This window comes from Quadrisphaera sp. KR29 (assembly GCF_052644995.1).
The window spans coordinates 100588-119434 of record NZ_JBQXXG010000010.1; the positions used below are offsets into that span (position 1 = coordinate 100588).

The following is an 18847-nucleotide window of genomic DNA, read 5'->3' on the forward strand; positions in this document are numbered from 1 at the left end:
GCGCCGCGCCTCACAGCACCAGCGCCCCCACCGCCGCCACCAGGACCACCGGCACGAGCACCAGGCCCTGGAGCGCGAACCGGCCCCACCGCACCGGGACGCCCTCGGCGCGGCAGGCGCGCGCCCACAGGAGCACCGCCAGCGAGCCCCACGGCGTGATGAGCGGCCCGGCGTTGACGCCGACCAGCACGGCGGCGGTGCGCAGCGGCTCCTCGGGGGACAGCAGCGGCTGCAGCGCCAGGTAGGCGGGCAGGTTGTCCACGGCGTTGGCCGCCACCGCGGAGGTGGCCGCGAGGCGCAGCAGCTCGGGGAAGCCCTCCCCGCGGCCCGCCACGGCGGCCAGCGCGCTGCTGAGGCCGTGCTGGCCGAGCGCCTCCACCACGACGAACAGCCCCAGCACCGACACGGCCAGCGGCAGCGGCACCACCTGCCAGCTCAGCGCTGAGCGCTGGCGCACCGCGAAGACCGCGGCCAGCACCACCGCCGCCGCACCGGCCACCGCCCACGGCTCCAGCCCGGCGGCCAGGGCCGGCAGCACGAGCACCACCACGGCGGCCGCGACCCGCAGCAGCACCGGGTCGGCCACGTGCGCGGGCCGCGGCGGGGAGTACCCGGTGCGCAGCGCCCCGCGGTGCAGCACGGCCAGGACGAGGGCGGTGGCCAGCACCGCGGCCAGCGCGGGCCGCCAGGTCAGCGCGGCGAACGCCAGCACGCCCCCGCCCGCAGGGCCGCCCTCGAGCACGCCGAGCGCCAGCAGGTTGGTGAGGTTGGAGACCGGCAGCAGCAGCGAGGCGGTGTTGGCCAGCCACGCGCACGTCAGCGCCAGCAGCGCCCCCACCGAGGCCGGGGCCCCGGTGCGCCGCGCCAGGGCCAGCACCACCGGGGTGAGCAGCACCGCCGTGGTGTCCAGGCTGAGGGTGGTCGTCGCCGCCACGGCGATGCCCACCACCAGCAGCCACAGCCGCCAGGTGCGGCCCCCGCCGCGCCGCGCCGCCCACACCGCGGCCACCTCGAAGACGCCGGCACGGCCCGCCAGCGCCGCCAGCACCGCGGCGGCCACGAGGAAGACCAGGACGCTCCACGTGCGGTCGAGCAGCGCACCGGCCTGCCGGGGGCTGAGGGCCCCGGTGAGCAGGACGACGGCGGAGGCGGCCACCGCCAGCAGCGGCACGAGCGCGCCCTCGGGCAGCCAGCGCCAGGGACGCGCCCAGGACGCGGCGCCGCTGCGCCCGTCGCCGTCTCCTCCCGCGGTCGTGCGGGGCTGCGGCGCCGCGCTCACGCGGCGCCGCGCAGGACGACGTCGAGGTGGCGGACGCGGCCGGGTGCGGCCGGGGCCAGCTCGACCTCGAACACCTCCGCGGCGGCCTCGGCCAGCGCCTCGGGGGTCTCGGGCTCCCGGCGACGGCGCAGCAGCAGGTGGCGCGCCAGCTCACCGCGGGTGCGCTTGGCGTCGTGGCTGACCACCGTGCGCACCGGGCCAGCGGGGCCGTCGGCCTCGCGGAACACCCTCACCGCCACCACGCGCCCGGCGAGCGCGCGCGAGGGGCGCCACGCCGCGGCGTAGGCGGCGGAGCGGCAGTCCAGCACCACCTGCCCGGGCGCGGCGACCAGCTCCTCCAGCACGGGCGCCAGGTGCGGGCGCCAGTGCGCGGCCAGCGGTCCCACGCCCGGCAGGTCGGTGCCCATCGAGAGCCGGTGCGCGGGCACCCGGTCGGTGGGGCGCAGCAGCCCGTAGGCGGCCGAGACGACCAGGACGCGCTCGGCGGCGCGGGCGGCGGCGCCCCGGGGCAGGGAGGGCAGGCCGAGGGCCTCGAAGAGCACCCCGGTGAAGACCCGGGCCGCGGGGTGGGCCGGTTCGGTGCGCCAGCTGCCGTTGCGGGCCACCTCCTGCGCCAGCGACGGCCCCGCGCCCACCGCGGCCGGGTCGTGGCTCACCGCGGCCGCCGCCTCCAGCACCCGCTCGCGCGCCGCGGCCAGCTGCGGCCACGACAGCGCGCCCAGGTCGACGGGGGTGCTGGCCCGCCCCGGCGGGGCGGGGAGCTTGCGCTCCGAGGGGGGCAGCAGCAGGAGCACGGGCGCGAACAGTAGTGCGCGACCCTGCGGCCCACCCGCCGCGCTAGGCTCGGCGTGCGGACGAGCCAGCCGGGCGGCCGCGTCGGCGGGCCTCGCGAGGGGTCCGGCGCCGAGGAACGTCCGGGCTCCGCAGGGCAGGGTGGTGGGCAACACCCACCCGGGGTGACCCGCGGGACAGTGCCACAGAGAACAGACCGCCACGCCGCCTCCGGTCGCCCGGAGCGGCGCGGCAAGGGTGAAACGGTGGTGCAAGAGACCACCAGCACCCCCGGTGACGGGGGTGGCTCGGCAAACCCCACCCGGAGCAAGGCCAGACAGGGAGCGTCCGAGGGCTGCCCGCCCGAGCTCCCGGGTAGGCCGCGACGGCGCCCGGCCCCCCGTGGGACGGGCGCGAGGAGGACGGCGGTGACGTCGTCCCGAGATGGATGGCCGCCCCCCGCGACCGGCTCGCCGGCCGCGGGGACAGGACCCGGCGTACAGGCTGACTCGTCCGTAAAACGGCCGGTGACCTGCGGAGATGCCTCCGCAGGTCACCGGCTTGTCCTCAGATTGTCCTCACTACTCTCCGCTGTCGAATGACTACACTCGACTTTGTGCTAACAAACGAACTTGATCAGGCGCCGGAAGCGCCCGTGGCCGGCTCGTCTCCCGTAGCCGAGTCCGCGCGCAACGGCGCGCTAGGGCGGAGCAGTACCTCGTCTACTGCTTGGCGCGTCCGGTCGTCGCTGTCTGGCCAGAGGTGTGAGTACGTGTCGAGCGTCTCGGCGGCACTGGCGTGTCCTAGGCGTGCCTGGACCGTCTTGACGCTCTCGCAGTGCCGGATGAGCAGGGAGGCGTAGTAGTGCCTCAGCTCGTGGAAGGTGGTGCCGGTCGGGGCGCTGGAAGCACGGACCGCTGGACGCCACACCCTGTCGCTGAACTTGGTCCTGCGGATGCCCTCGCCGGCCGCCGTGGTGAAGACCAGGCCTCGAGGATCCGCAGACGGGTACGAGGCGATGTGAGCCGAGAGGGCATCAAGAACCACATCGGGTAGGGGGATCGTCCGCACGGAAGCGGCAGTCTTCGGCGGTGCGAGGTAGGGGGCTCGGTCAGGCACCAGGACGAGCTGCTGGTCGACCAAGAGTCGGCGCCGCAGGAAGTCGATGCGATCGACGGTTAAGCCGAAGACCTCGCCCTGCCGCATCCCGGTGCCGGCGGCGAGCACGATCAGCGCTGAGTACCGATCCGGGACGCAGGAGATGAGCCCGTGGACCGCTTCTGTGGGGAGCGGCTCCAACCGACGCGTCTCTGCCTTCGGCAGCCGGGTGCCCTTGCACGGCGAGACTGCGATGAGGCGATCAGCCACGGCAGCGTTGAGGATGCTCGAGAGGTAGCGGTGCGCGACGCGAATGGTCGTTGGCTGCAGGACCTCCGACAGTTTCTTGACCAGCGCTTGAACCTCGGAGGGGCGGATCTCCGCGATCGGACGGTGACCGAGGGTCGGATAGATGTGACGTCGCAGCGTCGTTTCGACGTGCAAGACCGTGGTGGGGCGGTGTGCCTGGATCTTTCGCCATGCCTCGGCGTAGTCGCGCAGCGGCACGAGGCCAGCTTTCGGGTCGACGTACTGCCCCGACACCACAGCGGTGGTGACCTCGTCGATCCACCGCTGCGCGTCGACCTTCCGTGCGAAGCGTCGGGTGACTTGCTTTCCGCTCTCGTCCCGGTAGCGCGCCTGCCACGTCGTCTCGCCCTTCCGCCTACTGACCGATGCCATGTTCGACCGCCTTCTTGAGAATCGACTTCGCTGAACTCAAGAGCCAGCCCATGCGTGAGGCCCGGCTCTGCGTGCTGCGAGGTCTCATGTGTAGGCCTCTCGCATCGCTTGGTCCGGTTTGGGGATTCCATCTGTGGAAAGAACCGTGGGCGAGCGCCGCCTGTGGAATACCGATGCTCAAGGGCGAGGCTGCTCGGCGCCGTCCGTGATCCATCGGTGACAGCGGGTGACACGGGCCGGCGCCCAATCACTGATCTCCGCGCGAAGGGCGGCGCGAGAGTCTTAGTGGGATGCAGGGCTCCCGCTAACGCGCGCGCACGTGTCGGATGCCGCGAGATGTAGCGTGGCCGTATGGGCATACGCGCACTGCGGCCACGCCTCGCGTACAGTGGTGGCGTGCCCCAGGTCAGCCATTCCAGGATGGAATGGCTCACCGGCTCAGGGAATCGACCGAGAGTTGCAGAGGCGGTTGAGCGTGCCTGAAAAAGAGCATAGAGCCGGAGAGCAGGGCGTTCAACTCGCTAAGTCATACCTGGAGTCGACAACTCTGGTCGAGATCAACGTCACGGCATACGACAACGAAGCCCTCTGTAAATTGCAGCTCCTAAACGGCGACTGGGCCACCTTCGACATGGTTGGCATGTTCCTTGGAAAGCGTCGAGATCCAGTTTGTGCGGAGGTTAAAAACTACAGATCGGCGGGCAAGCAGCACGCGCACTACCTGGATTTTTTGGCCACTGCCTATAGTGTGATGTTGAGGGAAATTAGGGAGGGGCGCGACACTGGCAGGCACTTCATGTGGCTGACCACCCACCCATTCAGTCTCAAAAAGTGGCTACGTCTGAATCGTCGGCCGCTCATCGTTGAAGCGCTCGGCGCCCACCCGGGCTATATCAATCACGAAGAGCCCGATGAAGAAATGATCCAGTTGCTTTCCGAGCGGATCTGGTTCATCGTTGGATACCCACGGCTACCTGAACTGCTCATGTCACGCAAGGAGCTGAATAAGATCATGGGCAAGCTTCGGCGTAAGGGCTGAGACGATGACCGAGTTTCAGCAAGCCGTCAACGATGCCATGGGTCACGTGCGCCTCGAAGATGTGATTAGTGGCGTTAAGCAGGCTGTTGTGAAAGAGATTAGGGCTCTCGACCCGGCGGCAGAGATTCACCTAACGGAATACTTCAATCACTCATTCGTGCCCGATATGACTGTCACCTGGAAGGGATCAGGTCGACGCGACGGGGCCGAGAGGGAAATCTACCTCCGCCCGAGCATTCGCTCGACTGTCGCGGGCAAGGACATCATCGCTCTCGAGGAGGCTTCGCCAGTCTTCCTCTCACTCAATGCACGCGAAGCCGACGATGTGGTGGATCAGGCCGAGCGCGAGCTGGATAGAGCTCCGAGGTCCCTGCTGACCGATGTCGCGGCTCTCGACCGAGTCACTACAGAGGGGCGATCGTCGGGAGGATCTGCGACTTCACCGCTTCTGGAGCTTGTCCGGGGGAATGTCTTACGGGGAGGCCGCGGGCTTTTCCTGGATGACCGCGCTGAGCGACTGGCTGAGAATGCCTCAACGCTCGAGAACAACGTCAACTCCGACCAAGTGGCGGCCGCGGAATTCTTCAGCATGGTTGAGGCGCTGTTCACCGAGGACGCAGCTTCAAGGCTACGGTTGTCAGCAGAATTAATCGCCGTTGCTTTCGCGGGTGACGAGTCTACTTTGGCGGGACTGGCTGGCGCGAACGTGCATCAGGCCGGATTCGAAGATCTGCTCGCGGTGCAGCGGCTGACGCTAAGTGAACTGCGGACTTTGCTGCCATACCTGCTCTCACGTGATGGCGTGACCACTGACGCCCGGTACTGGCGCCACCTGGGGGACATGCTCAGCTTCGATGAGTTCGAGCGGATGTGGACGGTTCTTGAGGGGCTCGATCTGAGTCCGCTTGTGCTCGCCAATGCCGATTCTTGGTTTGCCGGGAAGGCTCTCCTCTCCGTCAATGAGGAATATTTTTCTTCTGAAGATCAGGATGAGGTCATTGACGGTCAGGCGGCGGGGCCTCGAGGCGAACCAAACGCCGACGTGCATATTGAGTCCCCTGCTGCGTCATTCGATTGGCGCATCCACGCCAAGATGCCATGCCTGACCATCGGGCCTTGGCGGTTACATGTAACGAATGATGGTCGCAAGGTGAAGAGCCGTCGCCAGGGATTGAGTCGGGCGGGATGGGCTGATCTGCAGGGTTCGCTGAGAGAATTCGATGTGGCCAGCGTTTCACTCCGCGGGGCCACGCGTGATTTTGAGGTGAACAGTCGTCAGTCGAACCTCTATTCAGACATAGTGCAGTTGTCTGAAACCTTCAAGGAAAACTTCATTTTGTCGCAGGTCATGCTTCGCGGAGACGCGGGTGGGTCGATGAGTCTTAACTTCGGCGAATTTTTTATCGAGGCCCGCGAGGTGCCTTTGGGCAAAGTCGTTCAGGCGGCCCTCACTCTTCTCGGCCATTCCATCCCCGTGAATCTTGGCGAGTCGTAATGCGAGAGTTGTCCGGTTAGGTTCCATCTGATGACGAGGGACGAGTGAGAGCGCACCCACTGGTGCGCCAGTCAGTCGCTCGACGCGCCCGCGGTCCGGCCTAGTTCTGAGCACCTAGTCTGGATCAGCCATCCACCGACACATGAACATGGTCGTAGTGGCCGCCGGTCGGCGTGCTGACGTCATAGATTCCGCCTCCCTCGTACTCTCGCCAGCCCTCACTCGCGCGGCCGGCTGACCAGATGCGCCCGTCCCAGATGACGTAGGCGACGTTGAGAGGCGCGGCATTCGCAGTCAGCCAGTTGGCGATCTCCCACCCGTGCGCGCGATCCGCTGCACCGGGGAGTCGACCGGCCGTACCGATGGTGAAGTCGCACGCCTTCCCCTGGGGATGGTCGCTCGTGGGGTTCCAGGCGTGGGCGTCCCAGCACGACGAAGGAAGCTGCCCGAAGTGCAGCCGCGTCTGCTCGTAGAGCCACGCCATCGCAGGGGTCAGGCAACCGTCGGCCCTGGTGGGGTCGGGCTCGGAGCAGCCCCTCGAGGAGCCGTTGAAGGCTGTCACCGGGGGAGCACTCGAGACGGTGTCTGTGGCATCGCCAGCTCGAGGCGGCGTCGGCGCGGAGCCGTAAATGCCCCCTCCAAGGACCAGCACGACCACGAAGAGCGCGCCAACGCTCGCCATCGCGCTTCCCCTCACGGCGAGCCTCTGCCGTCGAGGGGTTGGCGAGAGCGGCTTGACGGTCTACACCGGCGGCGCTGGGCCCGTACGAGGTTGAGAAGTCGTGTCATGGCCTTCCGCGGTCGCCGGAAGCCAACGAGCGAAGGCACGCCGGCCCCGCGAGCCAAGGCGGCGGCGGTTGCCTGATCGCTCTTCGCGCGGCGTCGGGCGCTCCCTTGCGGCCAGGCAACCTCGCCCGTCGGAGCAGTTCAGCTCACGACGACCGCCTGCGCTTCGCCGATCTGCACGGCCACGTCGGAGACCAGGTCCATTTCCTCCTGCCCCGTCTGCCCGCCGCCGGTCCAGGTGATGACCCAGTGGCTGGTGGCGGTCACCGTGTAGGAATTGCCGGGCTGACCGACGGACGTGCGCGTGTAGACGTGCCCGCAGTCGGGGGAGCGACCCGCCCCCGCGGCATCCGTGTACGGAGTACCACGGCCGCAGATGACCATCGTCCCGTCACCAAGGTCCCAGGTCACGTGCTCGACGTTCGCGGTGGCCATCACGGTGACCCCGCCCGCGGCGGCAGTCCCGGTCGTCGGACCGAACGTCGTCGCCGTCGGTTGGGCGACCCACATCCACACCGGCATGCCGACCAGCCCGACGCTGCCCGCGCCCGCCTCGGGAACCATCCCGATGGCGATCGCTTTCAGCCCCATGGTGGCGATGGCCTCTTGCGCGAGTTGCGCCGGGTCTGGGCCAGCGGGTGGTGCGGCCGCCCAGAACGAGTAGGCGGTCTGGAACTGGTTGCCGATGTCGGGTGTGCAGCTGTAGACCGCGCCGTCTGAGTGGCCCTCGAAGAGGAGGCTGCCGGGGAGCGGGTTCTCCGCTGAGGGCTGCACGTAGCAATCTCGCGAGTTGGACCAGGACCCGAGGGCGCCGGCGCATGGGACGACCTTGTTGGACCAGTCGCTGTAGCAGGAGGCTGTCGAGGCGGATTTCCCGGACGCGCTGCCTGACGCGTTGGCGTTCTGCGCCCGGCCCGGTGCAGCAACCCCTAGCCTGCAGTAGCCCGTGCGCACGTCGATCTGCTGGCACGTCGTCGTCACGCCCGCAGCCACCGAGGGAGCCGCTGCCGCTATGTGGGCGCTGGGAGCGCCCACGATCCCCAGGGCGACTGCGAGCACGAAGGCTGCTCTCACCGTCACCCAGCGCATGGTTCGCCCTGCGCCGAGGTCTGCTGGACCGTCCATCGACCGTCCCCGGCTGCCACCACGGTGAGGTGGACGATGGAGGTGGTGCTCCGATCCGGCGCGAGTGCAGAAGCACCGGTGCTGTCGACGACGTCCAGCGCAGAGACGTCCACGCACGCGTCGAGCGTGACCGTCGGCGGATCTTGCAGATCCGCGCCCGTCGCGGTGAGGTCCGAGAGCACGACACTGCCCGTCTGGTGCAGGCCCTTGACGCGCTGCTCCTGCACTTGTCGACGGAGGAGGTCCAGCTCCTCGCCGCTGGCCACGGAAGCGGCGTCATCGACGGATGCCTGCGGATCGCTGAGCAGCTTGTCGGTGACCGAGTAGTACGAGCGCACCGCTTCTGTGGCTGCGGCCACAGCTGCGTCCGTCTCGGCAACCGCCGTGGATGACGCTGAAGGAGACGCTGTCGTGGCCGACTCCGTGCTTGCGGCAGGAGTCGCGTCATACTCCGCACTGCACCCGGCCAACACGATCGACAGCGTGCTCAGGCAGATGACGACGGATGCGCGCCGTGCGCGCGCCAGCAGGTCACGACGAGACATGACGAGAGCCTTCCGAGAGATCGTCATGGTCGCGGGCAGTTCGAGGAAGCAGCCGTGAGATGAGCTCATGGGTCTCCTCCTCTAAATCGTCACCGAGCTCCTCGGCCAGACCCGTGAACCGTTGGGCGAGGGCCTCCAGGGCCCTTCGGTTGCCCGCCAGGTGCTCCGCACGCATGGCGGCCCGCCACAGCTGCTCGGAGCCGGGTTCGGCCTGCAGCCCGATGGCTGCGGCTCGGCGGGCCAGCGCCGCATCGCCATCGCCGAGTGCCCGCTCGGCCACCTCGACGGCCACGTCGACGATGAGCTCGATCATGCTCTGCTTCGGAACGTCGGCCCACGCGTAGCGGTACGGGTGGACGCCGGCGAAGGGCTGACCGCGGACGAGTTCGAGCGCTTCGACGAGCCGTCCAGTCGCGACTGACGGCGGATCGTCGCCCACCAGGTCGCGGAAGTCGTCCCAGTCGCTCCGAACGGCCGGCGCCAACTGGTAGCCCTCGGACGTCGCGAGGGGGAGGTAGCGAGCGCCGTCGGCGTCACTCCCCAGCCACGCACGAGTCCTCGAGATGAGCTGATTGCGACGAGTGCGCGGCACGCGCTCCCCTGGCCACAGGAGGCCGTCGACGAGGTGAGGCTGGCTGTTTGGGTACAGGGCGAGCAGCGCGACGAGCTCGGTCATGGTCGACAGGTTGTTGCTCGGGGCGGACCCAGGCCGCGGGCCCTGCACCTCCACCGGCCCCAGGACCAGGACACGGGGCGGAGGCGCTGTGGTGCGGTCACTGCAGTCCTCGGCGGTCCGACTGGTGCCGACGTCCTCGGCGGTCACGTCCTCCAGCGGCGCAACGCGATCCACGCTCGAAGCCTCGTCATGGGAGGTCTGCGCCACCGGCGCAGCAGAGTCCGCCGAGGAGCCGACGGGTGCAGGGGTGATCAGGCGCTCCTGGGCCTCGTCTCCCGCGGACATAACGTCAGACGCTTCGGCAGGAAGCTGTGGTGGGCTGGGGTTCATATCGGTCGCGGTGCGGACCGCCGTCGCGAGAACCTGCCGGGCCTCGCCGCTGAGGTACTGCGGGCTGAGGCGCAGACCCAACGGCTGCAGGAGCGCGAGTTCTGGGTTCTCTTCCACAGCCAGCGTCCATGCCGTCGTAGTGATGGCGGACGTGCTGACGACAGCGAGGGGAAGGAACGTTGAGCCGGTCGTCAGCCTCGCCAGGCGAGCACTCTGGTCCGCTCGGAGCGTGGAACCGATCACGAGGACTCGCGGCCTCAGCGCGTCACCGCAGTCCCCCGAGGCGCGCCCCGCGGCAGGACGTGCTTGGGGGACGAGGGTCACGGCCCGATGCAGGTCGTCGGCCCACCGCTCGACCTGGGCCAGCAGGCCATCGACGTCATCGGTGTGCTCGACGTGGGGCACCCCGAGAGTGGTGACGAGCCCGCTCAGGGAGCCGGTGACGACGACGTCGGCCTCCGCGCCCCACGGAGACGTCGCCAGGTCGACGACGATGGCGCTCAGCACCGCCTCGACCTCGTCTGCCGAGCCTCCACGAGCAGACGCGACGCACAACTCGCCGACGGCCTCGAGGTCGACCAGGACGAGCCCGCCGTCGAGGTCCCGGCCCAGTACGACCAGCGTCGGGAAGGGAGTCGGATCGTCAGACCCGGGCCCCGGGGTGTCCAGCGCGACGTGGCGGTCGAGGTGCCACAGGGAGTCGTTCTCATCGGTGGCCGTGAAAGGCGGGGTGGGGCGTGCCGGCGCGACCAGCTGCAGCTCGATGCGGCCACCGGTGAGACGGATCGACCGCACGTCGGGCAAGTCGCTCCCGTCGCGGTGGCACCGACCGCTGAGCGCCCGTAGGACCTCGTCGAGCTGCGCCACGCTGAGCGGGTCCTGGGCAGCGTGCACCTGGCGCTGCACCGTCTGCGCCGAGGGCGGGGCCGTGGGAAGTCGCTGTCCCTGGCGGCGGTGCCGCTGCTGGCGCTGGCGCCGGCGGCGGATGAGCCCGGCGATCCCGGCAGCCGTCAGGCCGCTCAGGGCGACACCCATGCCGAGGGCCCACAGGTCGGTGGCGGCTGCGTCGTCGACCGCATCGTCGCCGGAGTCGCCGGCTGCAACACCCTGCTCGGTGGTGACCGACCTCGGGGATGGTGACGTGGCGGTGTTCAGCACTTGAGCTGGCGGAGCCACCGGCCCGACCGATCCGACGTCTGGTTTCTGCACCTCATCACGGGCGGGTGACGCCGACGCCCCCGGCGTCTCGGTGCTCCCCTCCGCGCCTGCCTCCGCGCCGGGAGGTCGAGGCGTTGTGACCGGCGAGCCCGAGGGGACCACGACGATCCAGCCGGGGTAGATCTGGTCTGCATCCTGCAGGTGCCGTCCATCGGGCTGGATGACGTCGCGGGTAGCGTCGACGAGCTCGGGGTAGAGAGCACCGTCACCGAGGTGGTGCGCAGCGATGCCCCACAGGGTGTCACCGCGGTGCACCGCGACCTGCACGGTCAGCGGAGGGGTCTGTGGAGTCTCCCGGGATTCCGGCGACGTCGCAGGGCTCGGCGGCGGGGCGGCAGCAGCTGTCATGACCGGCGGGGCGGCCACAGCTGCTGGCGCCACGAAGAGCACCGCGACGGCGGCCACCAGACCGCCAGCGATGCGCTGCTGGACGCCCAGGAGAGGCAGGAGAGGCAGGCGCCATCCTCGGAGCGCAGCCAGCGCTTCGAGGGCGACAGCGCCGGCGAAGGAGAGCCAGGCCCCACCGGCGACGAGGGCGAGCGCTCGAAGGAAGAGAGTGCCGTCGTCGGGCGTCGTGAGTGCCGCGACGAAGTCTCCAGCGTCGGGGATGCTCGTCGGCACCAGCACCGGCGCCAGCTGCCAGAGCAGAACGGGCGGACCGGCGAGCAGCGTGACGAGCGCTCCCGCGGCGCCAAGGCCACGGAGCACGTCTCCGGCTCGGCGCACGGGCCGCCTGCGACCCGTGGCCGGAGCCCGGTGGCTGGCCGCAGAATGCCGGCGGTGTTCAGCAGAAGGTTTGCCTGTCGGCGGCGAGGGAGCGGTGACGCTCATGGCACCTCCTGGTCGAGGCCGCGCACGATGCGGGCGGTGGCGGTGGCGGTGGCGCTGACGTCGGCGATGCCGATGGCGGCCAGGAAGGTGGTCGGCTCGGTCACCGTGGCGGTGACCGTGACCGTCGTGGCGCTGGCCGTGGCGGTGCCCTGAACGCCCGCGGCAGCGAGGTAGGCGTCAGCTGCCTGCTGAGCGGTGGCGGTGTCGATCTGGGGGCTGAGCCCTCGGACTGAGCGGTGAGCGATCAGCTGCTGGCTCGCCGTGCGCGCGGCCTCCTGCGCGAGGGCGTCCGCGCGCTGGAGGGCCTCGACCTTGCGCCCGCCGTCGACGACGAGGCCGATGGCCAGCATGAGTGCGACGACGGCGATGAGGACGAACAGGGAGGCCGAACCCTCATCGCGTGAGCCGACCGCTTTGCGGCATGGCCTGGTGGGCGGCGCGCCGAGTCGTGACATCAGCGCTCCCTGTAGCGGTCGAGCGGGCTGGTGACCTCTGCTGTCACGAGCCGGTCGCCGTTGAGGCCGGGCATGGCGATGTCGGACAACCGCACGGTGCAGCCGACGGACACCGTCACCTGTGCGGGTTGGCCCACCGGCACGGAGAAGCCGCTGGTGTTGGCATGCACCTCTGAGGCACTGCACTGCAGGCCTTCCTGCGCAAGAGCCAGCCGGGCCGTCTCCTCGGCGATCGCCTGTGCTGCCGGTCCGGTCCGGGCCAGGGAGGCGCTTCGTGCGGCGTCTCCAGCTGCGCTCTGCACGGCGTTGTGGGCCACGGCCATGCGCCCTCCGACGACGAGGAGGGAGACGACGAGCAGCAAGCCGGGAGCGATGACGGCCAGCTCGAGGGTCAGCGAGCCTCGGTCCCCTCCGGTCCAGCGGCACCTGACCGATCGGAGGAGGCCTGTGGCGGTGCACCGGTGGCCCTCGCCGCGGTTCATGGCGCGCTCCTCGAGGTGAAGCGCTCGACAGGGCCGGTGACCGACTCGCGCACTCCGGGTCCCGGCACGCCGGGAAGCAGGCTGACGCTGTGCCCGGTCACGATGACCTCCACGCGCGTCGCGTCGCGTCGGGCATCGACCTTGACGTCCAGGACGGCATCACCGTTCGCGGACAGGAACGAGGTGGCTTCGAGGCGGCCGTCGGCGGCGGACGACCCCTCCGCACGCGCGGCAGCCGCACCATCGGCGGCCGCAGCCCTGGCCACGTCTCGGGCGTGGTACCAGAGCGCACCCTGCACCAAGCCGAACATGACCAGCAGGACTGCGGGGAACAGGACGACCAGCTCCAGGCTCGTCGAGCCCTGGTCCGCCCTTCTGATGGCGCGGCGAAGGTGGACGAGGCGCGCCACGACGGGACGCCGACACGCCTGCCCGCCGCTGCGGACTCGACCTTCGTGCACGTCAGTTGATCTGCGCGAGGCGGGAGTTGACAGCGGCGGTGATGGCTGCGACCAGTACACCGGCGACCAGGAAGAGGCCGAGCGCGATGACGACGATCTCCAGCGTCGAGGCGCCGAGGTCGCGCGACGACGACGGGGTCTGCCCTGCCGCGCGCTGCCGGACGTTGGCGGCGAAGGCACGGACGACAGTGAGGGCGAGGGCGAGGTGGCTCATGGTGATCTCCTTGGTGAGGGGGTTGAGAAGGCGGTCGAGAGCGGTGCCCGGGGTTGGGAGCGGGGAGCGGCGCGGCCGCAGAGGCTGGTGAGCGGCATGCGGCCTCACAGCACCCGTGCCAGCGCAGGGAAGGCCAGGAGGCACAGGAACAGGAGGCCCAGCAGCGCCACGGGGATGACCATTCGCTCGCTGTCGGCGTTGGCACGTGCCTGCTCTCGGGAGAGCATCGCGGTGCGCATGCTGCGGGAACGGGCACGCAGGTTGCCCTGAACAGCGACGCCCTCCTCACCGGACAGCCGCATGATGTCGGCCATGTCGTCCAGTTCGGGCACGCCGAGCTCTTCGGCCAGTTCGGACAGCGCGCGCCATGGCGGCTCGCCGCTCCAGCGGGCCCGGTGGAGAGCCTCGCGGATCCGCTGGAAGACCCAGGAGTCGGCGATGGCGGCAGCGTTCTCCAACGACTGCGTCGTGCCCGTACCGCCGGCGCGCTCCAGCGCCGTGAGGTCGATGTAGGCGGTGACAGCCCGAGCAAATTCTGCTCGGGCGGCCGTCGCCTTGCTCCGCACCTCGACGTCGGGGACGAACCAGAGCGCGGTGGCGAGCGCCACGCTGCCTGCGGCGGGCAGTGCGAACGGCAGGTCGACGCCGACCAGCGCGATAGCCACGCCCATCAATGGCGGGAACAGCAGCCCCACTAGCGCGAAGAGCGCCTTCTGCCCAAACCACGCCGCGGGAGCCACCTGCAGGACGGCGAGGTCCCGCCGGGGCACGTGCGCCCAGCGCTGCCCCTGGACCCGTTCGGCGATGAGGCGACCCAGCCGCGCCTCCAACCCGACGGCTGGTTCGTCACGAGCAGTGACGGGCTCAGCGGTCAGGCGATCGATCGTCGACCTCAGGTGCGGCGTCCCGGGCACCACCTCGCGCAGGACGAGCAGAACGCCAAGCCCACCGATGAGGCCGGTGACCAGCGAGAGCTGCAGCACTCACACCACCTCCCCGAGCCGGCTCGCCTCACCTGCGGGCTGCTGCGGAGCAGCGCCAGCTGACAGGAAGCGGGGAACGGCGCGGCCACGCGTGATGTGGCGCATCCACACGAGGGCCGCCGCGTAGGCGCCGAGCAGCAGCGCGAGCGCCATCTGACCCATCGGGGTGCCGTACGGAGCGATGTACGTGGTGTTGAAGGCCAGCAGGCCCAGCACGGCCAGCGTGATGAGGGTGACGGCGCGCGCCGTCGTGCGGGGCTTGGCCCGGTCAGCCTCGACGGCCCGGCGCATCCGCACCTCTTCCGCCACGGTCTCCGCCAGCCCCCGCAGGACGCGGGTCAGCCCCGCGCCCCGACGGCGCGCCCCGAGGATGAGTGACGCGGCCACGAGGTCTCCGGTGGCGTCGTCGAGGTCGTCCGCGAAGGCCCGCAGCGCCTGCTCCGTGGGCCACCGCGAGGACAGCCGCGCGACCAGGGTCTGCACCTGCGGTCGGATGGCTGCCGGGGTGGACTTGAGGTTGACCATGATCGCCTGCTCGAGGCCCACGCCGACGTCGAGGACCCCAGCGAGGTGCCGCGTCCACTCCTCCAGCGCCTCCAGACGTCTCACGCCGGCGTCGGTGTCGGTCCGTGCCAGCAGCACCGGAAGGCCTGCAGCAGCGGCAGGCAGGACGACGACGGCGACCAGCCACCCGCTGATGAGCCACACCGCTGTCCCGAGGCCCAAACCGACCAGCAAGCGGAGGCGTGCCCCTCGGAACGCTGCCCCGAGGGGGCCAGCCGCACTGCCGCCGGAGCCACGCTGCAGCCACCGGCGCCGCGGTCGTCCCGCGCGCACCGGGGCCTCGCTGAGGCCAGCGATCACAAACCACGCGCCTGCCGCGGCCAGAGATCCCGCCCCAGCCGCGGCGAAGGCCAGCCCCGTCACGGCAGAGCTCCGACGCGGTGGTGAGCGCTGGCTCCGCCGGAAGAGCTGTCGCTCCAGGAACCGCGCGGATCGTCCAGCAGGCTCGGCTCGAAGCCGTCCTCGACGAGATCTGTCATCCACGGTGGCCGCACTCCGGTGGGCACCGCCCGCCCGTCGAGCCCAGGGATGAAGAGGTCGGTGAGGGAGATGCCGTTGGGCCCCTCGCCGCGCTCGAGGTGGACCACCTCGGCGACGTAGCGGTGCTTGCGACCGCCCCGCGGGGTGTCGTCGGTGACCGCGACCTGCACGATGAGGTCGATGTGCTGGGCGATCTGCCGGTAGGCGTACCCCTCGGAGATGTGGGGCCCGGCCTCCAGGGCACAGGTCGCCAGACGCTCGATGGCGTCCCGAGCGGACTCGGCGTGGGTCGTGGACAGCGATCCGCGCCCGGCCTGCATGGCCTTGAACATCGGGAGGATCTCCTTGCCACGGACCTCACCGACCACGATGCGGCTGACGTTGTGGCGCAGGGAGTCGTAGACGAGCTTGTCCAGCGTGACCGCCCCGACCTCGGTGCCGTCCGCCGTCCGCTCGCCAGACCCGGGTCGTGCCTGCATCGGGACGATGCGCGGGTGGCGCTCAGGCAGGTGGTGGAGCAGGAGCTCGTACTCGGTCTCGATGGTGCAGACCCGTTCCAGCGGGTCGAGCGCGTTGGCCAGGGCGCGGGTGAGAGTGGTCTTCCCGGCACCGGGCAGCCCCGCGACGACGACGGAGCGGCCCGATCTCACCGCGGCGGCGAGGAACTGCCGGAGGACCTCGTTGAGCATCCCGAGGTCTCGCAGTCCGGCGAGGTCGATGTCCGTGTAGCGGTGACGACGGATCGTGACCGTCGGACGGTGGGAAGTCCAGGCCATCGCCGCCAAGCGCGAGCCGTCGTGCAACTGCAGGTCCAGGGTCGGGTGCGCCGACGAGAAGGGCCTCTCCCCGTTGCCGCCGTGAGCCGCGAGGAACTGCAGGTCCGCGATGAGCTCTTCGTCGGTGTCAGCGACATGTGGGCCGGGCACGAGCCGACCGTCGGCGTACTGGAGCCAGACGCTGTCGCAGCCGGTGATCTCGATGTTCTCGACGTCTGGGTCGTCGACGAGGGGCTGGAGACGCCCCAGGCCGAACATGGCGTCGAAGACGGCCTTCGCGAGTCCCTGCTCGGCGAGGAGGTCAGGAGCCGGCGCACCGCGCGACAGAAGAGCGTCGGCGTGGTCGGTCAGCGCCTGGGCGATGAGGCGGCGGCCCAGGTCGCGCTGCGCGTCCTGAGAGCCCAGCTGGTGCTTCTCCGCCTCAGCTGCGAGCTGGTCGGCGACCTTCTGCCGGAGCGCACGCACGAGGGACCAGTCGACGGAGTCGAGGGCGCCGACGGCTCGCTCGTCGACGCGCACGGCGCCAGCAGGCCATGATGCCGAGGGGCGCTGCGTGACCGCCGGCAGAGCGGCTGCGCGCGCGCCCGAGCGCCCTGCGTCAGCCTTCGGGCGCTGTTCCTGCCGTGCGCCGGTGGAGGGTACAGGCGCGACACGCCCACCAGCCGGCCAGCGGAGGTCGTCCCCGGCCCCGAGGCTGAAGAGCGGGAGGTCGATGAGGCGCTCTGCTCGCCCGTCACCGGGGATGCTCGCCGACCGCTCAAGCACGTGCCCACCGCCCCCGGGCGGTCGCGACACCAGCTGCGACTGGTGCTCGGCGCTCTTCCACCCTGCGCGCGATCACGTCGGCGGCACCGACGAGGTCGCGCACGAAGCGGCTCTGCTCCCAGCGGCGGGGACGCATGGCGCCGAACGAGAGCACGTCTGCGCCGACCGGGTCCCAGGCGATCGGGGCCAGGACCGGCAGACCCGTCACCTCCGCGATCTCCGCGCCCGTGTACGGACGTCCGTCACCGATGACGATGAGGTGAGCTGACCGTCCCCCGACGGAGTTGGTGAGCTCCGCCAGCGACCGGACCCTCGCGTGTGCTGCCGCGACGGCCGGCAGCTGGGTGCGGGTGACGAGGGCGCACACGTCGGCGGCTCGGAGAAGCTGACCGGGGCCGTGTGCCGTGCCCAGCCGGCCAGCGTCGACGATGACGTCGACGCCCTGGTCGTCCAGGTCTGTGAAGACCTCAGCCAGCGCGTCCCAGACCGAGTCGAGCACAGGCGCCTGCTCGGGAGCTGGGAGCGCCGGAATCAGCCGGTGGCGTCGCTCGTCGTCGAGAGACACGGTCTGTTCGTCGATGGCCTGCGCGAGTCGCCCGACGCGGTGCGCCTTCACCAGCCCGAGCAGCGACGCGCCGCCAGGAGGAACGGCTCCACGGAGGTACCCGGCGAGAACGGACGAGCCGTGAGACGGGTCTGCCTCCACGAGCAAGGCGGGCCTGGGCCACACGAGGGTGAGCCCCAGGGCTGTGGCGGTGACACCTGGGGCACCGCTGGCGCTCGTCAGGGCGATGACGGCCATCAGGCGCTCCTGGAGTCGAGAACGAGGGCGACTCGCCCCGTCGCGGCCTTGGCCGCCAGCTCGGCGGCCTGCAGACCGGGCACGACGACGTCGACCGTGCGCGCCCCCGCAGCGTCCGGTTCGGAGACCGAGACGACCTCGGCGGTCACGACGTCGGGGGTGTCGGAGGGCGGGTCGGCCTGCACCAGCGGGGTGGAGACGATGCGGACGGGATCGCCGGCGGTGAGTGGCTCAGCGGGCATCTGCGCCGGGGTGAGGGAGACGCCCACCACAGACTGCCCCTCACCCGGAACGAGCGCCTGCGTCGTGGCCGCACGGGTGAGCAGTGACCCGGCGCTCATCGACGCGGCGGCCCGCTGGCCCACGACTGCGTCGATGTCGCCCGCGGCGACCATTGAGAGCTCAGGGCTCGGGGTGAGGCGGACGACAACAAGGTCGCCACGGGTGAGGACCTCGCCCTGCTGGACGTCGTGGGCCAGCGCGAGCACGGGGTCCGTGTCACTCGCTGAGGTGACCAGCCAGGCGCTGCCCAGCCCGCCGAAGCCCACCAACAGCACGCCAGCCACCACGAGTGCCGGCCGCCGTCGAGAGCGCACGGGGGCTGGCCGGACGACGCGAGGCGCTTCGTCCAACGCGCCACCGACACGTCGTCCCTGGCGGGGAACGCCAGTGCCGCGGGCGTCGCGGAGGGCCTGGAACATGCTCGGTCCGTTCTCGTCGTCGGAGGTGCGGCGATCCCGCGGTAGTGACGTTTAGTAGCCGCGCCGACGATCTTGGAGGGGACGCGAGCCGCGTCACCCTTGCGGGGGCCGCTTGCTTGATTGCTTGCCTCACAGTGCGTGATCACTGATCACTCGTAGTTGATCCCTGCTGGGGCTCGGCGCGCCGGAGGGTGAGGAAGTGCCTGTGACCTGCACCGGGCAACTGCCCGGGCAACCGACAGGCGACGTCTGCTTCCTCTCGCGACACCCGACACGCAGCGGTCCTCTTT

General features: G+C 70.3%; 18 protein-coding genes and 1 other RNA gene. 3 read left to right on the forward strand and 16 right to left on the reverse strand.

All coding sequences use genetic code 11. The annotated features are described in order from the left end of the window. Nucleotides 1-10: 10 nt before the first annotated feature. Both ACUN9U_RS11000 and ACUN9U_RS11005 read right to left on the reverse strand, forming a co-directional pair. Nucleotides 11-1279, reverse strand: coding sequence for an SLC13 family permease (locus ACUN9U_RS11000; RefSeq protein WP_445485007.1), 1269 nt, complete (start codon nt 1277-1279; stop codon nt 11-13). After that, nucleotides 1276-2073 (reverse strand): YaaA family protein, encoded by a 798-nt coding sequence (locus ACUN9U_RS11005; RefSeq protein WP_445485008.1) that lies wholly within the window; start codon nt 2071-2073, stop codon nt 1276-1278. The genes ACUN9U_RS11000 and ACUN9U_RS11005 overlap by 4 nt, the downstream gene beginning before the upstream one ends. Before the next feature lie 61 nt (nt 2074-2134). On the opposite strand from ACUN9U_RS11005, the gene rnpB reads away from it, so the two are divergent. After that, an RNA gene (rnpB, locus tag ACUN9U_RS11010) (RNase P RNA component class A) lies at nt 2135-2566 on the forward strand. Nucleotides 2567-2686: 120 nt separating this feature from the next. Here rnpB and ACUN9U_RS11015 read toward each other — a convergent pair. Then, entirely contained in the window at nt 2687-3829 is a 1143-nt protein-coding gene (locus tag ACUN9U_RS11015) for a tyrosine-type recombinase/integrase (RefSeq protein ID WP_445485009.1), read from the reverse strand. A 475-nt stretch (nt 3830-4304) separates the two neighbouring features. Here ACUN9U_RS11015 and ACUN9U_RS11020 point away from each other — a divergent pair, with 475 nt between their 5' ends. After that, complete coding sequence (locus ACUN9U_RS11020; protein WP_445485010.1) at nt 4305-4868, forward strand: hypothetical protein; 564 nt, start codon at nt 4305-4307, stop codon at nt 4866-4868. A gap of 4 nt (nt 4869-4872) precedes the next feature. Then, the gene (locus ACUN9U_RS11025) at nt 4873-6363 is read left to right on the forward strand and encodes a hypothetical protein (RefSeq protein WP_445485011.1); all 1491 of its coding nucleotides are present in this window, start codon (nt 4873-4875) and stop codon (nt 6361-6363) included. 124 nt (nt 6364-6487) lie between these two features. On the opposite strand, the gene ACUN9U_RS11030 is transcribed toward ACUN9U_RS11025, so the two are convergent. The 13 genes from ACUN9U_RS11030 to ACUN9U_RS11090 form a co-directional block, all read right to left on the reverse strand. Further along, complete coding sequence (locus ACUN9U_RS11030; RefSeq protein ID WP_445485012.1) at nt 6488-6847, reverse strand: hypothetical protein; 360 nt, start codon at nt 6845-6847, stop codon at nt 6488-6490. Nucleotides 6848-7290: 443 nt separating this feature from the next. Continuing rightward, nucleotides 7291-8130 carry a hypothetical protein gene (locus tag ACUN9U_RS11035; protein WP_445485013.1) on the reverse strand — a complete coding sequence of 280 codons (840 nt, stop codon included), beginning with the start codon at nt 8128-8130 and terminating at the stop codon, nt 7291-7293. A gap of 95 nt (nt 8131-8225) precedes the next feature. After that, complete coding sequence (locus tag ACUN9U_RS11040; protein ID WP_445485014.1) at nt 8226-8633, reverse strand: hypothetical protein; 408 nt, start codon at nt 8631-8633, stop codon at nt 8226-8228. Nucleotides 8634-8805: 172 nt separating this feature from the next. Next, on the reverse strand, nt 8806-11874 hold the full coding sequence (locus tag ACUN9U_RS11045; RefSeq protein ID WP_445485015.1) for a BTAD domain-containing putative transcriptional regulator: 3069 nt from the start codon (nt 11872-11874) through the stop codon (nt 8806-8808). Next, nucleotides 11871-12329, reverse strand: coding sequence for a pilus assembly protein TadG-related protein (locus ACUN9U_RS11050; RefSeq protein ID WP_445485016.1), 459 nt, complete (start codon nt 12327-12329; stop codon nt 11871-11873). Before ACUN9U_RS11050 ends, ACUN9U_RS11045 begins: the two co-directional genes overlap by 4 nt. Beyond that, nucleotides 12329-12811: a TadE/TadG family type IV pilus assembly protein gene (locus ACUN9U_RS11055; protein ID WP_445485017.1), complete on the reverse strand. Its 483-nt coding sequence runs from the start codon at nt 12809-12811 to the stop codon at nt 12329-12331. The genes ACUN9U_RS11050 and ACUN9U_RS11055 overlap by 1 nt, the downstream gene beginning before the upstream one ends. Further along, nucleotides 12808-13221 carry a TadE family protein gene (locus ACUN9U_RS11060; protein ID WP_445485018.1) on the reverse strand — a complete coding sequence of 138 codons (414 nt, stop codon included), beginning with the start codon at nt 13219-13221 and terminating at the stop codon, nt 12808-12810. The genes ACUN9U_RS11055 and ACUN9U_RS11060 overlap by 4 nt, the downstream gene beginning before the upstream one ends. A gap of 52 nt (nt 13222-13273) precedes the next feature. Then, nucleotides 13274-13486, reverse strand: coding sequence for a hypothetical protein (locus ACUN9U_RS11065; RefSeq protein WP_445485019.1), 213 nt, complete (start codon nt 13484-13486; stop codon nt 13274-13276). 104 nt (nt 13487-13590) lie between these two features. Continuing rightward, the gene (locus ACUN9U_RS11070; protein WP_445485020.1) at nt 13591-14469 is read right to left on the reverse strand and encodes a type II secretion system F family protein; all 879 of its coding nucleotides are present in this window, start codon (nt 14467-14469) and stop codon (nt 13591-13593) included. After that, a complete protein-coding gene (locus ACUN9U_RS11075; RefSeq protein ID WP_445485021.1) occupies nt 14470-15177 on the reverse strand; it encodes a type II secretion system F family protein in 708 nt (235 codons plus the stop codon). Between the two features lie 215 nt (nt 15178-15392). Then, complete coding sequence (locus ACUN9U_RS11080) at nt 15393-16808, reverse strand: CpaF family protein (RefSeq protein WP_445485022.1); 1416 nt, start codon at nt 16806-16808, stop codon at nt 15393-15395. Nucleotides 16809-17046: 238 nt separating this feature from the next. Then, nucleotides 17047-17856 (reverse strand): hypothetical protein, encoded by an 810-nt coding sequence (locus ACUN9U_RS11085; protein ID WP_445485023.1) that lies wholly within the window; start codon nt 17854-17856, stop codon nt 17047-17049. Next, nucleotides 17856-18413 (reverse strand): SAF domain-containing protein, encoded by a 558-nt coding sequence (locus ACUN9U_RS11090; protein WP_445485024.1) that lies wholly within the window; start codon nt 18411-18413, stop codon nt 17856-17858. The genes ACUN9U_RS11085 and ACUN9U_RS11090 overlap by 1 nt, the downstream gene beginning before the upstream one ends. Nucleotides 18414-18847 lie beyond the last annotated feature (434 nt).

What these genes read in the sequence shown, in the direction of transcription:
- ACUN9U_RS11015 (WP_445485009.1), bottom strand. Translation starts at nt 3,829, where the DNA reads ATGGCATCGGTCAGTAGGCGGAAGGGCGAGACGACGTGGCAGGCGCGC.
- ACUN9U_RS11025 (WP_445485011.1), top strand. Translation starts at nt 4,873, where the DNA reads ATGACCGAGTTTCAGCAAGCCGTCAACGATGCCATGGGTCACGTGCGC.
- ACUN9U_RS11030 (WP_445485012.1), bottom strand. Translation starts at nt 6,847, where the DNA reads ATGGCGTGGCTCTACGAGCAGACGCGGCTGCACTTCGGGCAGCTTCCT.
- ACUN9U_RS11045 (WP_445485015.1), bottom strand. Translation starts at nt 11,874, where the DNA reads ATGAGCGTCACCGCTCCCTCGCCGCCGACAGGCAAACCTTCTGCTGAA.
- ACUN9U_RS11050 (WP_445485016.1), bottom strand. Translation starts at nt 12,329, where the DNA reads ATGTCACGACTCGGCGCGCCGCCCACCAGGCCATGCCGCAAAGCGGTC.
- ACUN9U_RS11055 (WP_445485017.1), bottom strand. Translation starts at nt 12,811, where the DNA reads ATGAACCGCGGCGAGGGCCACCGGTGCACCGCCACAGGCCTCCTCCGA.
- ACUN9U_RS11065 (WP_445485019.1), bottom strand. Translation starts at nt 13,486, where the DNA reads ATGAGCCACCTCGCCCTCGCCCTCACTGTCGTCCGTGCCTTCGCCGCC.
- ACUN9U_RS11085 (WP_445485023.1), bottom strand. Translation starts at nt 17,856, where the DNA reads ATGGCCGTCATCGCCCTGACGAGCGCCAGCGGTGCCCCAGGTGTCACC.